General features: G+C 40.5%; 12 protein-coding genes and 1 riboswitch. Of the genes, 2 read left to right on the forward strand and 10 right to left on the reverse strand.

Annotation, left to right across the window (positions count from 1 at the left end; genetic code table 11):
• Positions 1–56: 56 nt before the first annotated feature.
• The 8 genes from VB118_01595 to VB118_01630 form a co-directional block, all read right to left on the reverse strand.
• Complete coding sequence (locus VB118_01595) at positions 57–1406, reverse strand: CpaF family protein (protein MEA4831293.1); 1350 nt, start codon at positions 1404–1406, stop codon at positions 57–59.
• Positions 1407–1473: 67 nt separating this feature from the next.
• The gene (locus VB118_01600) at positions 1474–2625 is read right to left on the reverse strand and encodes an AAA family ATPase (GenBank protein ID MEA4831294.1); all 1152 of its coding nucleotides are present in this window, start codon (positions 2623–2625) and stop codon (positions 1474–1476) included.
• 44 nt (positions 2626–2669) lie between these two features.
• Positions 2670–3335, reverse strand: a complete 666-nt coding sequence (gene cpaB / locus VB118_01605) for a Flp pilus assembly protein CpaB (protein ID MEA4831295.1) — start codon at positions 3333–3335, stop codon at positions 2670–2672.
• Between the two features lie 13 nt (positions 3336–3348).
• Positions 3349–4320 carry a pilus assembly protein TadG-related protein gene (locus VB118_01610; protein ID MEA4831296.1) on the reverse strand — a complete coding sequence of 324 codons (972 nt, stop codon included), beginning with the start codon at positions 4318–4320 and terminating at the stop codon, positions 3349–3351.
• Positions 4321–4331: 11 nt separating this feature from the next.
• On the reverse strand, positions 4332–4775 hold the full coding sequence (locus tag VB118_01615) for a TadE/TadG family type IV pilus assembly protein (protein MEA4831297.1): 444 nt from the start codon (positions 4773–4775) through the stop codon (positions 4332–4334).
• Positions 4776–5198: 423 nt separating this feature from the next.
• Positions 5199–5375 (reverse strand): Flp family type IVb pilin, encoded by a 177-nt coding sequence (locus tag VB118_01620; GenBank protein MEA4831298.1) that lies wholly within the window; start codon positions 5373–5375, stop codon positions 5199–5201.
• A 22-nt stretch (positions 5376–5397) separates the two neighbouring features.
• Entirely contained in the window at positions 5398–6057 is a 660-nt protein-coding gene (locus VB118_01625; GenBank protein MEA4831299.1) for a prepilin peptidase, read from the reverse strand.
• 134 nt (positions 6058–6191) lie between these two features.
• Positions 6192–6278: riboswitch (cyclic di-GMP riboswitch) on the reverse strand.
• Positions 6279–6444: 166 nt separating this feature from the next.
• Positions 6445–7752, reverse strand: coding sequence for an MATE family efflux transporter (locus VB118_01630; GenBank protein MEA4831300.1), 1308 nt, complete (start codon positions 7750–7752; stop codon positions 6445–6447).
• 461 nt (positions 7753–8213) lie between these two features.
• Here VB118_01630 and VB118_01635 point away from each other — a divergent pair, with 461 nt between their 5' ends.
• Both VB118_01635 and VB118_01640 read left to right on the forward strand, forming a co-directional pair.
• Positions 8214–9338 carry a GntR family transcriptional regulator gene (locus VB118_01635; protein MEA4831301.1) on the forward strand — a complete coding sequence of 375 codons (1125 nt, stop codon included), beginning with the start codon at positions 8214–8216 and terminating at the stop codon, positions 9336–9338.
• Positions 9339–9351: 13 nt separating this feature from the next.
• Positions 9352–10212: a sugar-binding protein gene (locus VB118_01640; protein ID MEA4831302.1), complete on the forward strand. Its 861-nt coding sequence runs from the start codon at positions 9352–9354 to the stop codon at positions 10210–10212.
• An 84-nt stretch (positions 10213–10296) separates the two neighbouring features.
• Here the strand turns inward: VB118_01640 and VB118_01645 are convergent, their stop codons facing one another.
• Positions 10297–12468, reverse strand: a complete 2172-nt coding sequence (locus VB118_01645; GenBank protein MEA4831303.1) for a family 78 glycoside hydrolase catalytic domain — start codon at positions 12466–12468, stop codon at positions 10297–10299.
• Positions 12469–12508: 40 nt separating this feature from the next.
• Positions 12509–13450, reverse strand: coding sequence for a calcium/sodium antiporter (locus tag VB118_01650; protein MEA4831304.1), 942 nt, complete (start codon positions 13448–13450; stop codon positions 12509–12511).
• Positions 13451–13666: the final 216 nt, after the last annotated feature.

Below are 13666 nucleotides of genomic sequence, written 5' to 3' on the forward strand. Positions count from 1 at the left end.
TTAAATATAAGAAAAGAGAAACAAAAACCGACATAAAGAGCGCCGGAAGTGAAAAATTACTGAAACCATTCATCGTTCACAGCCACCCCGTTTTCTCTGATTTTATCAAGACACAATGGTTTTATACCTGTGCTTTGAAACATACCCTTGAATTTACCGTTACTGTCAAGCTGACCGAGAGTTTTATAATTGAATATTTCCTGCATTAATATAGTGTCGCCTTCCATTCCGCATACCTCTGAAACGCTTACTATTTTTCTTGTTCCATCGCGCATACGGCTTTGTTGAACTATAATATCGATGGCGGCGGCTATCTGCTCGCGTATTGCCCGCAGTGGTAAATCCATACCGCTCATTAAAACCATTGTTTCGATACGGGCGATCGTATCACGCGGGGAATTGGCATGAGTCGTTGTAAGGGATCCGTCATGGCCTGTATTCATTGCCTGAAGCATATCAAGCGCTTCACCGGAACGAACTTCGCCGACAATTATGCGGTCGGGACGCATACGCAATGCGTTTTTAACAAGATCTCTTATAGAAATGCTGCCATGTCCTTCAAGATTAGCCGGACGCGCTTCAAGAGTTACGACATGCTGCTGAACAAGCTGAAGCTCTGCTGCGTCTTCGATAGTCACTATGCGTTCATTCTCGGGAATAAATGAGCTGAGTACATTTAAAAGGGTAGTTTTTCCGCTTCCGGTGCCGCCTGAAACGATTATATTCATTCTGCCTTTGACGGCAGCTTCTAGAAATGACATTATTGTACGGGTAACAGATCCGAATTCTATGAGTTTTTCAGCGGTGAAGGGCTTTTTTGAGAATTTACGTATGGTTATAACAGGTCCGACAAGAGAAATCGGAGGGATGACAGCGTTCACGCGGCTTCCGTCGGCAAGACGTGCGTCAACCATAGGGCTTGCTTCATCGATGTGGCGCCCTATAGAGGATACTATTCTGTCGATGATGTTCATCACATGCTCGTCGTCGCGAAAGGTCAGCTCGGAAAGCTTTATTTTGCCGCTCTGCTCGTAAAAAACGTGATGAGGGCCGTTTACCATTATTTCGGTAACGTTCGGATCTGATAGAAGCTCCTCGATCGGTCCATAACCCATTGTGTCGTTATAAAGCTCGGTTGCAATTTTATTCCGCTCTATACGTGTCAACGAGCTTGCTTCGCGCTCAAGTATATCGGAGATTACCTTTTTTACATATTCCTCCGTTAGGTTAAGATTTCCCTGACGGTTGAGCTCGTAAATGACATGTGTATGAGCATTCTTTTTAATAGCCAGAAATTCGTCGTCGCGTTTTTTGTTATTTTCGTTATCCGCCTGCTTTTGAACGGAAATACTATGCTCACCGGAAGATACGGACGAAGAAGAATTCATCCTGTCCAATAAACCCATAATTGTTTACTTGCCTTTCAAAGCTTCTGTTTGTTTGCGTTTATATAACTCGGCATTTTAATAATGATTAAACGGACTTGATAATTTTATCATATACAGCCGCTATATCCAAAGCAATTTTTGATCTCGGTGCGTCTAGCACTATTGGGACGCCTTTTGCTATGCTTAAAGCGAGGCGGTGCTCGTCTTCGCGTATAGTTCCGAGAATCGGCATTGAAATGTTAGTTTCAAAATCCTTTTTCTTTAATGTTCCCGTGCCGAATCTATTGATAATCATTTTGAATTTATCTGCCTGCTGCAAACTTGACATAATTTTATAAGTTTGGTGAAGATCCTTTATACTTGTTATATCCGGCGTCGTCACATATATGACCATATCAGAATTTTCAATAATGTTTAACGCCACATTTCCTATAGAAGAGCCGAGATCGATAATTATATAATCATAATAAGGTCTCAATATACTGATCAGCTTTTCCATATGTACATCCGTAATATACTCCGCCATTTCAGGACTTTTCGGAGCAGGGAGAATATTAAGTCCGCAACTGTGAAGCACAGTGAAGCTGTTTATCGTGTCTATGGTAAAATTCGAAGCTTCCTGAACAAGCTCGCTTATCGTATCCTTTACCGATAGATCAAGAAACAATGAAATATCGCCGAATTGAAAGTCTGCGTCAATTATAAGAGTTTTTTTCTTTTTTTGGACGAAGCATACGCTGAGATTCACAGCAGTTGTGGTTTTGCCGCATCCGCCTTTTGCTGAAAAAATTGATATTATTTTAGCGTTTGTTACACGCCGCTGTTCTTCAGTAAGCCTTTTCTTTTCAACAGCTGAAAGATTTATTACACTGTCGAGAGTTTCTTCTTTTTTTACACAGGGAGGAAGAATCATATGAAATCCGCTTTGCATATTTGTTTTCAAATATTCGGTATCGCTTTTTTTACTGATGAGGATCAAAAGTGTCCCGGGCATTGACACATATATGCGTTTTGCAAGCTCTCGTGTCAGAATATTATTTGGAGCTGTTTCATCAGACTCAGGGTTTTCATCAAAAAATACTACAATATCCGGGTATATCCCTACAATCTTTATAAATGAGTCTTGTTTTGCTTCAACATATGCGGATATGGCAAGACGTTCGTCATCAAAAAGTCTTTTTGCGATTATTCTGTTGTCTGTATCGTTTGCGATTACAATTATTTTTAATCTGTCCATTATTAACCATGCCTGTCATCCGTATATATTGTCTGTTTGTGGTTTTATGATGCCTTTTCCGTATTCTTATCAAAAGATGGCTCAAGGATTGCCCGCAGGGAACCGATAGAGGAATTATATATAATATCAATAGCCTGCTTTTCCGAAACCGACATCGTTATACATTGATATGTGTCTTGTCCTGATGAACTGCTTAACCCGAGCCTGATTACTTCTATATCACGGGCTATTATAACTGCTTCGTTTTTGTCCGGTTGATCTTCAATAGGTTTTAATACTACGAGATTTATTCTATCGCCTACTCTGATATAGCCCGCAATGCCGGATGTAGTGCCGACTTCAAGCGTCATTGCATATTTGTCCGCGTCAAGCTCTATGGAAAGACGACCTACGTTTTTATCACCCTGTGCTGCGGTTTGGGAAAGAATGAGCTGTTCTCCCGGTACAAACGGAGCGAGGGTAAGCCTGCCGATGAGTTCTGCCGTGGTTGAGCAGGAGCCTGTAACGACCGCTTCTTTTGGTATGCTGATAACCTTGATCATTTCGTCGGTTATTATAGTATTGAATGGTATTTTTTTTGCCGCGACGACCGTGCTTATACGCTGTATATCTTCCGGCTTGCTCAATTCTTCCAGATTAATGGAAAATTTGTATATCAATACAGATGTTAGAATAGCTAAAAACGCAGCGATTATATATACTTTCTTCATTTTAAAATCATCCTTAATCAATCAGGCAAATACTGTAACATCCAAAATCAATTCCGCCGGCTTCGCCTCCGATAGACGGTATGTTTGCTCTGACATAAGTGCCGTATACCTCGGCTTGATTTGTACATCCTTCCAGAATAAATGCGGTGAATCCTATGATCCTGATTGTTCGTGTGTCTATAGTTTCATATACCGGGACGATGACGACTCTCGGGCATCCGAATACAAAATGAGAAGCGTTGCATCCTCCGTCGCCTTCAAAATGTGTGCATGAGTTTATTCTTTCAGGTATTGCGCTTTTAACGGCGGACGCCATGTTACCTGTAGCCAGAGGTAAAATCTGACCGACATAGTTTTCTCCGTCAAAACCGTTTGCGATCCATCCCTTTACGGCATTCGCGTTTGTGCTTGTTCCGTCAAGGGCAATATAACCAAAAACACCGTTTTCTCCGCCGCCTCCGCCTGCTTTAGGAACGGCATATCCTTGTTCGAACGTAAACGCGTTCGCATCAATACCGAATGGCACCGCGCCCGAGACGCGCCCGGTTGCATATGTTCCGACCGAGGCGGATTTTTCTGAAGAAATCTGCGATATGCCTATTATTGTCGAGAAATATGTTTTCGCCGTTGCGGCTGTTGAAATGGTTAAGGACGTATAATATCCGCCTGAGCCGGAAAAGCAAACATCATCTTCTGAAAAATCGTTAAAGCCGTTTTTTTGCAAATACGAATTGGCTGTATTATATACTTCCTCGATTGCCGATGAGTCGCTTTCTGAAACAGGAAGAAGCTGACCGGCTGCGAGAGCGGCGGCATCCAGCGCGTTTTGCGCTTCAGCTATTTTAACATATGCTGCTCCGATATCAACGGTAAAGGCGGAGACAATTAAAAGTGAAGTCACTAAGAACGCCATCATTATCGTCATGTCGCCTTTTTCAGAGGACATGAATCCATTTCTTATTTTATTAAATATCATATGTTTCATGCGGTCTCACCTCATTCAACTTTCATTATCACTGTTCCGGTTAATATCAGCCTGCCGTTTGAAAAGAGTAAATCACCTACCGGTGTCAAAGCGTTTGCTTGTGCCGTAACCGTCACCGTTACGTCTCCGCTTTTGTGATTTGACGGATTTGAAAATGAAACCGCTACATCAATATCACCGAAAACGGCCAATCTCCGGACTCTTGATTCTATGGTACTTTCAAGGCTGCTTTCTTCGCTGTGCAAAGCGGCATATCTCGCGCCTTCCCGGGCGCAATTCGTAACAGAAAGCTTCATATTAAATAATATACCGAATTCTATGATGCCGAAAACCAGCAGAAGAAAAATGGGCAGCATTAATGCAAATTCCACTACGCTTTGCCCGCTTTCAGTTTTAAGCGGGTTTGATGAACATATTGAAAGCGTTGATCGAAAATCGCGCATAAGCTTTTTCAATACAACTTCCCCCTTAAAACAAAAATCCGCTTCATAAAAAAGCGGGTTCGGCAGCAATGCAATCAAATGCAAAAAATTTCATTGCATTATAATTACATAACATTAATTTTATATGTCGGATAAATACAGATCAGGAACTTATTATTAACTCGTCATTAGATAATTACCGCTTAAAGATAGAAAAGACTTTGGTATATGGGCTTTTCTATTTTATAAAACACAACTTATTTAATTGCCGTTTTAATAATGATCTGATAGTCCCAAATCATAACGAAAATTCCCGATACTGAATTATCGAACACGTTTTTGCCGCCCCTTGCAAAAAACGTTCGATTATCTATAATGAGATAAACAAAAGCGGGATATAACGGAAAAGGGAAGGAAACCGCCCGCCCTTTTCCGTTAAGCTGAGTTTTAAGACTATTATACTGCTGTAGGATCAGTCAGAGCTTGTTGAGCCTCACCAAATTTTTTCGCGATTTCCGGCCCAAGCGTGAGAAGAGCGACGACAACGACAATTGCGATGAGACCGATGATCAGTCCGTATTCGACCATTCCCTGGCCGTTTTCATCCTTGAGAATTGACATGAACTTTTTCATTTTAATATACCCCCAAAAATTTTTATATATTATAAAACAGCGGGACTATCGCTGTTATAATTACGCCAAATGAAATGAAAGGTCCCATCGGAACCGATGTTTTAAGCGTTTCTTTAAAATTGTTCTTGCTTTTCGCTTTTAATAATAAAGCGTAAACCGCCGTTGACGCTCCCATTATTATTATTGAAACGCAAAAACCGAGCAAGGAAAGATAAAGCGCGAGGACAGCGGCATATTTTACATCTCCCCAGCCGATATATTTACCAAAGTACGAGGGAATTGAAAAAACCAAAACGCCGATCAGCATGGAAAGAAACATGTTCCATATATCCTCCGTGGCATAATTCAATATGACATACAAAACCGTATTCGCCAGGATGATTAGAAGCATGGAGTTCGGTATCTTACGTATCAGCGCATCAACCGCGCTGATGCATGAGCAAGCGAAGAAGAGAATCGCGACCGGAATTAATTGGTTTATGTTTTCAAGAAGCAAAGCCGCCAGCGCGTAATAAGCGGAAAAACAAAGCGCCCAAAGCACGGTGGAACAGCTTTTATTTATATACCACACGGAATAGCTATCGCAGCTTCTTTTCTTAACAAGAATCCGTGTGAGGTAATTGGCGGAGATCCCGAGTGGAATTCCTGCTGTGGCGGAAATTATTAAAGTTGCCTGATTCATTAATAAAGTTTTCCTTATGTGGATTAACAGTGATTATATAGTAGCTTTAAAAAAATATGGGTTGTGACCGTTTCCGGCACAACCCATTAAACATCAAAACATCATTATGTATATGATGAATTAGTATGGTTATATTCGGAAACTGGCTGTCATGAACCTTCCGGCTTTTAGACCCTTTAGCTTTGTGTCATTTCCTTTCGGAAATTTTACTATTGTCGTATAACGACTATTCTATTATGATATATGAGGTGAGCCAAACGACTTATCTCTTAATTACACTATTACTATACACCGAAGGATATATATTTGTCAATAGATTAAATGAAAAAAATTGAAAATTATGAAAATTTTATAAAAATATTGCATTATATTTGTTAAATATGCTGGTTATCGTATTTTTTTAATCCATTTGTATCTGTTTACTTTTATTGCCGCGACCGAGCATTTTAAAATCTGATCGCATTTAAGGCAAGCATAGACCGCAAGAGGAGGGAATTTAAATATAAACGCACATAAAACCGAAGCAGGAAGAATTATGAGCCACATGAAAATTAGGTCGTTTTTTAAAACAAAATCCGTTTCTCCGCCGCTCCTTACAATACCAGTCAAAACCGGCATCTGATATGCCGTTCCGATTGAAGTAAAAGACAAAACCGTCATAAAATTAAGGGCTAAATTGGCTGAAGCAGGAGACAGCTTTGTGTAAAGCGTTAAAATCGGTATTCTTAGAATAAAAAGTGTCACTCCGGTAGCTAAGCCGAAGCCAAGAAAAAGAAGCTGTAAAGCGCGGGTACACGGCTTAATCATATCCGTTTTCCCTTCGCCAATCATTTTGCTGATAATAACGGAGCTTGCGCTGGCGGAGCCATACAGAAATACCGATACAATCTGGAAAACCGTAGATGACACAGCATTGGCTGATATTGCGTTTTCTCCCATATGACCCAGTATTGCTGTTTGAAACGCCATTGCTATACCCCAGGTAAGACTGGATAAGAAAACAGGTGAGCCATGCTTTATATAGCCTTTTAATTGTTCTCTGTCGCTCGGTTTAATAAGATCGCTTAATTTAAGCCTGACTTTTTTGTCTGTTTTAAATACAAAGAAAGCAATTACAATCATTTCTATGATACGCGAAATTAATGTGGCGAAAGCGGCGCCCCTGACACCCATTTCAGGGAATCCGAGGTTTCCGTATATAAGGAGATAATTCAAGCAGATATTAATTATTAATGTAGAAAGTGATACATAAAATCCGATCTTAACTGTTTCCACACTTCTGAGCATCATTAAAAGAGAACGTGATATGGCAAATATCGGATATGAAAATGCGATTATAACGGCATATTTTGTTCCTTCGGAGACAAATTTCGTGCTGTCTGAAAGAAGTCCGAGAATGCCTGAAGGGAAAAATAGCATGATTAATCCGAGAATCATTGAAACGCTTATGGAGAATTTAAGTGCGATGTTTGATATGGATTTAATGGAAGCCGTGTCCTTCTCACCCCAGCTTCGCGAAGCGAATATCAATGCTCCTTCTGAAATACCCATTACAAGCATTTGAAGGAGATATTGAATTTGATTTACAAGGCTTACACCGGACAAAGCGGCTTCAGAATATTGCGACAGCATAATATTGTCGGCAAGGTTTACGGCAAAAACGATCGCGTTTTGAAAAGCGATGACAGTGGTCATTGAAAGAAAAGTTCGGTAAAAGGCTTTGCTTTTGATTATGCAGCAGTTATTCATAAATAATACGACAAGCAAGTATAGCCTGGCTTGTGTTTAACTTTCATAAATATCAATTTTCTGTTTTTTACGAGGTAATCAAATTATTAATGTTGAAAAATAAAAAATCATTGGTATATAGGCTTTATATTATACTATTATCTGTTCTAAGTCAAGAATATAACTTCATTTTTACTTAAATTTGAATTTGAAGTATTGCATAAATATAAAGCTTACTAATAGTTATGACAGACAAAACCAGTAAATTTGAAAATAAGTGAAAATTTACGCTGATTTAATGTTATGCAATGTGTACAATAAACTGCATTAAAAGTAACATATAACGCAGAATGTTTGGAAATGTTGTTAAAATCATTGACTTTATAAAAAAACAAATATATACTTAAAGAGAACGAGCGGAGTAAAAAATGAGAAAAAATACCGATTGCGAATATGTAAAAAGACAAATTGTCGACATAATAAAAAGCGGCGAGTTAAAACCGGGTGATAAAATGTATTCCGGACGTGCTGTCGCTTCGATGCTCGGATGCAGCCCGAATACTGCTGAAAAAGCTTTGTCTCAGCTTGAACAAAGCGGATATATAATAAGAACCGAACGAAAAAGCAGCTATGTAAGCGGAAACATAAGTATCTATCCGAAAAACAACTGTATTGTCGCCGTATTTATTGTTTATATTGATATTCCGTTATGGTCATCTGTTTTGCAGGTTCTTGAAAGCTGTTTCGCCGAATACGGATTTTATATGCTGGCTGTAGGACACGACAATACCGTTGAAAAGCTTATAGAACGGCTTAACAATATAAATAAAAGCAAGGTTGACGGAGTAATCATCACGCCTTTTTTCTGTGAATCAAGGCTTGAAAAAGAATTTTCCAAAGCGATTAATCGTTTGCTATCAGAAAATATCCCTGTGGTTTTTATGGACAGAACTGTAGATGGGCTTGATGTTCCATGTGTATCAAGCAACAACATAATGGCGTCCATGAAGCTGTGTGATTATCTGATAAAAAACGGGCATAAAAAAATTGCGGTATTAAGAAACAGCTCGGTTTCCGCTGTCATTGACCGCAGAGACGGCTTTTATATGGCGGCGGCACAAAACAGAGTAAAATCTGATGTTGAAATATATGATTTATACATAAATTCTATAGATGAGCATATAAAGAATGAGCATCAAAAATTATTTTCTGAAAAGCTGATGGAAAGGTTTGAGGAAATAAAACCTACCGCTCTTTTTACCATTAATGCGCAGCTTGCTTCGCTTGCTGTGTCATCGCTGGAAAATGCCGGCTACAGGATTCCTGATGATGTTTCTCTTGTAACCTTTGACGCCGAATGCGCAAAAATAAAAGGTAGATTAAAAATAACAGGCATAAATCAGGATTTTTGTAAAATGAGTGTTTTGGCAGCTGCGATGATAGCAGATCGTATTTTTACGGGCATATCCGGATGTACTGAAGAATTATCTCGTCAGACGGTTGAAGCGTCGTTTTATGAGGGTAATTCAGTGGCACCGTTAAAAAATTTTTAAAGAGGAGAACACTATGAAGAAATTATCCGTTGTAACCTTGATATTGGCGATTGTAATGATGCTGTGTACCGCATTCCCCGTATCAGCTTATCCAGAAGGATCAAAAGCGGCAACTGCTTACACAGGCACACCGCATATTGACGGCAAGATTGATGAGGTTTGGGCTCAGGCCGAAATGTTCGAGGCAAATGATTTCAATCTATATAGTTGGGCTTCAAATCCAAAAACTGCGACCGGTAAATTAAGAACTCTTTGGGACAGTAAGTATTTTTATATTCTTGCTGAAATAACCACTGATCCTAATTTTGATTTTACTGCTTCACAGAGCACAGTGTGGGAAAGAGATTCCCTCGGCGTATTTGTTGATTACAGCTATAAACGCGACGAAAATTATAAATATTCATTAGCGAACGGCGACATTTATGAGTATTTAAACATACAAGCTGATGGAAAATACTATGGAACATACGGAACCTCCAGTGTCAAACCGGAAGATTATCCCGAGATTTTAATCTCTAGTGAAAAAAATGCGACAGGTTATGTAATGGAGATCGCAATTCCGCTTTCAAAACCGGGATTGAAAATCGGCGAAAAGGTCGGTTTTGATGTCAACATATGTGAAGCCGACTCAGGCAAACGTGTCGGAGTGACGGCATGGAATGCCAACGCAACCGATATGTGGCAATACAGCAATGTTCTCGGTACAATTACCCTTGGCGGTTCAAACGCTCCAAAAGAAGAGCCAAAGGAAGAACCGGAAACTGATGATAATACGACCTCTCCGACAACAGGAGATTTCACAGCATTAATGGTCGCAGCCGTGCTTGCTTCAGCCGGCTCTGCGCTAATCATTTCCAAAAAGAAAGTAAAATAAATATCGCCTAGAAGAACAATAGTTTTAGATAAAGTATGCCCTGACAAGCGGAAATCAATTGCTTGTCAGGGCATTAAATTGCTATTATTGAATTTGCGCAGTTATTTCATTCCGGCCGGCGCAGAGAGGATATTCAGTTCCGTATAAAACTAACTTAGCGTTAGCTTTTTCAGGAACGTCAGTGCGCACCGTAACTTCGCTGCTGTCTTGTGTAATTGAGACCGTTACCTGTCCTTTGGGAGTCATGATGCTTCCGGATATGCTTGTAAGCTCATTTATTATAATCGGAGATATTATAATTGACGAAAAACCGTTTGACTCAACCGGTTGATTTATACCAAGCAGGTATTTAAAGAGATATTTAACGACAGCTCCGAACATAGGGTGACTGTAAGAGCGTTTCCCTGTCCAGTATTCCCACAATGTCGTGCCTCCTCGTTCGATTATAGTGTTAAATGATATCTCTTTCTTTGAGGTGAGAAGTGAATAAGCAAGCTCGCCGTATCCGTGTTCAAATAAAATTCTTGTTACGATGTCCGTGCCGAATATGCCTGTGTCGTACATACCGGCTTTAGTATAATTTTCGACGAGGTGTGATAATGTTCTATCGTCACCAAGCGAAAGATCAACCGCAAACGCGTTGGCGCCTTGAATGTTTCCGGCAAAGTCTCCGGTAGCTGCGTTAAAATATTCGCGCATAATCGCGATTTCCTTGCGCCGCTTCGTCTCGATAAGCTGTACTTTATATTCGCTGATACCGAATATATCGCAAAGATAAATTATTCTGTTTATTGTCTTAATATAGAAATAATTGTTGACAAAAGGCTCTGGAATCTTGATTTCGTCGGGCGTACACCAATCTCCCAGGCACCATAGCCCCGGTTCATCGCTTAAAATAAGATCGTTTTCGCTGTGAAGCTCTAGATAATCAAGATAAGAAAGCATCTGCGGAAGCATTTTACGCGTGGGCTCGGGATCTCCGAAAACGCGGAAATACATGTAAGGAACCTCCGCTATGGCGCATCCCCATCCGCCCGGGCCTCCGCCGGAATGAACATATGGCGCGGTATATTGAACATGACCGTTTATACGGTTCTGACAGTCGGAAATATCGTCGATCCATTTTCGATAGAAGCTTTTTGAATCTAAAAGCAGCATCCCGCATTCGCATACGAGCTGGCCATCTCCGGTATAACCCCTGCGTTCGAGATGTGGGCAGTCGGATGGAATACCTCCGTGCATATTAGACAACTGAGTACGTATATACGCTTCATACAACCAATTCAAAATTTTATTTGAAGATTTAAAATTGCTTGAAACTTTTACATCGGAATGGATCACGATACTTTCAATTGCATATGCGGGCTTTGATATTGAAAAATATCTGTAGGCATGCCAGGTGAAGCGCGTATGAAATTCTTCGCTTATACCGCGGGTGTAATAAATGCTTTTTCCATGTGCCGCTATCGGTAAAAGCGTATTGTCAGATCCGATAAGCTCTCCGCAGATAAGTTCGATTTTCTGCGGTACATCCGAATCGCATTTAAGCACAGGATATCCGGATACATTTATTCCGATATCGTAAATCGTTTCGGTTTCGGTTTCTTTTATAACCTTTGGCTTTATCCGATTTATGATCCTGTCGGCAGGTGAGGACTGTATATAATAATCAGTTTCAGGAATGTCGGTGAATACGGTATTTGCCCATGCGGAGTCGTCATATCCTGGTTCTGTCCATCCGTCCTTTTCAAGTGAAAGATCCTGAATCTCACCTGTGATAAATTCATATTTTGTAATAGGACTTGTGGCCCATTTCATGATTTTGTCAGAAACAATTGAGAATTCTGAACCGTCAGATGATATGACATCAATTTTATAACATACCTTTACACAGCCGTATTCCGGTTTTGAAGCATACCAGCCGGGAGCGAGGGCGATCGCTATTATGTTATCTCCGGGTACGATAAGCTTTGTAATATCATATTTTGGTACGATTATCCTGTGTGTGAGCTTTTCGGCAAAGGGCTTACCCATGACCTCAAATTCACGTTCATGATAATCCGTATAAAGAGGCACAAACAAATCGTCGCTTGCTCTTTTACCGTTGATATATAGCTCGAAATAACCGAGACCGCAAATTGTTATACTGATCTTTTCAAAATCCGGTATAAAAAAACCGGTGCGCAGATACGGAGCGGCGCAGCTTTCGGATGGAGTTATCCATTTCGCGTCAGCAAACATTTCGGAAAATTTCATTTTCTCAAATTCCTTTCGACATACATATTTATAATTATTTTCAGACAAACAAAACTATGATGTATGCCAGATAACAGCTGAGAAGACCGACACCTTGCCAGCGCATTAACTTTCCCCATAAAAGCATAGGAAGAATAGCGATTGCTGAAACAAAAAGGCATACGGGCAGATCAAGCGCCAATCCCTGAGAGGATATCGTGAGTGGTTTGCCGGAAACAAGACCGCACAGAGGAACAATTATCGCAGTGTCAATTATATTCGCGCCGATTATATTACCTACCGATAGCGCTCCGTGCTTCTTTTTTATAGACATAATCATTGTCACGAGTTCAGGAAGCGATGTGCCCACCGCAACGAGCGTTACGGCGACGATACCTTCAGGAACGCCCATCGCGTTAGCGATTATGCTTCCGTTCTCGACAAGCAGATCAGCGCCAACAACGATACCGGCGCATCCACCAATAAATTTAAGAATATTTACTGAAACCGCTTTTTTACCCGGTTTTACGCGTTCTGATTTATCTTGATTTTTCTTTGCAGACTGAATGTTTTCATAAATAAAGGTCGCGAAGATAACGAGAAGAATGACAAGTCCTGAAGTAGAAAGGCTTCCGCCAAGGCAGAAGGTATATAGGACGAGCACTGCGGCGACCATTAAAAGCCCCTTCGGAGCATAGTCGATTCGTTTAATTGAAAAGGGAAGCGCAACCGCGCATACTGCCATTATCAAACCAAGATTCGCGGTGACGCTTCCCACCGCGTTTCCGACTGCCATATCGGCTTTTCCGTCAAGAGCGGCAATTACGGAAACGATGACTTCCGGCAGCGTCGTCGCGAAGCTGACGACAGTTGCACCGACAATAAATTTCGGTATTCCCGACACTTCGGCGATCCATGCGGCCGCATCAACAAATAAATCCCCGCATTTTATGATCAGGGCGAGCCCAAGGATAAACAGAAGTACGGCAATGAATATCTCCATTAAATAAATTTCCTCATAGTTAATATTCTCTTAATTATATCATTTATTTTTGGTAATGTCAATTTTTTTGGGACACCTTAATCCCTAACTTTCAACAAAGCAAGTAATACGAAGGGAAATATCAATAAAAAATGCGCAAAAAGCGAGAAAGAGCTTGCTTTTTGCGCATTTTTATGGTAAAATGGTATTACGTGGCAAGTAATATTGAGAGGGTGA

Source organism: Oscillospiraceae bacterium (assembly GCA_034925865.1).
In the GTDB taxonomy this organism is placed as follows: Bacteria; Bacillota; Clostridia; order Oscillospirales; family SIG627; genus SIG704.

What these genes read in the sequence shown, in the direction of transcription:
- VB118_01645 (MEA4831303.1), bottom strand. Translation starts at nt 12,468, where the DNA reads ATGAAATTTTCCGAAATGTTTGCTGACGCGAAATGGATAACTCCATCC.
- cpaB (MEA4831295.1), bottom strand. Translation starts at nt 3,335, where the DNA reads ATGAAGAAAGTATATATAATCGCTGCGTTTTTAGCTATTCTAACATCT.
- VB118_01600 (MEA4831294.1), bottom strand. Translation starts at nt 2,625, where the DNA reads ATGGACAGATTAAAAATAATTGTAATCGCAAACGATACAGACAACAGA.
- VB118_01635 (MEA4831301.1), top strand. Translation starts at nt 8,214, where the DNA reads ATGAGAAAAAATACCGATTGCGAATATGTAAAAAGACAAATTGTCGAC.
- VB118_01620 (MEA4831298.1), bottom strand. Translation starts at nt 5,375, where the DNA reads ATGAAAAAGTTCATGTCAATTCTCAAGGATGAAAACGGCCAGGGAATG.
- VB118_01630 (MEA4831300.1), bottom strand. Translation starts at nt 7,752, where the DNA reads ATGACCACTGTCATCGCTTTTCAAAACGCGATCGTTTTTGCCGTAAAC.
- VB118_01595 (MEA4831293.1), bottom strand. Translation starts at nt 1,406, where the DNA reads ATGGGTTTATTGGACAGGATGAATTCTTCTTCGTCCGTATCTTCCGGT.
- VB118_01610 (MEA4831296.1), bottom strand. Translation starts at nt 4,320, where the DNA reads ATGAAACATATGATATTTAATAAAATAAGAAATGGATTCATGTCCTCT.
- VB118_01650 (MEA4831304.1), bottom strand. Translation starts at nt 13,450, where the DNA reads ATGGAGATATTCATTGCCGTACTTCTGTTTATCCTTGGGCTCGCCCTG.
- VB118_01640 (MEA4831302.1), top strand. Translation starts at nt 9,352, where the DNA reads ATGAAGAAATTATCCGTTGTAACCTTGATATTGGCGATTGTAATGATG.
- VB118_01625 (MEA4831299.1), bottom strand. Translation starts at nt 6,057, where the DNA reads ATGAATCAGGCAACTTTAATAATTTCCGCCACAGCAGGAATTCCACTC.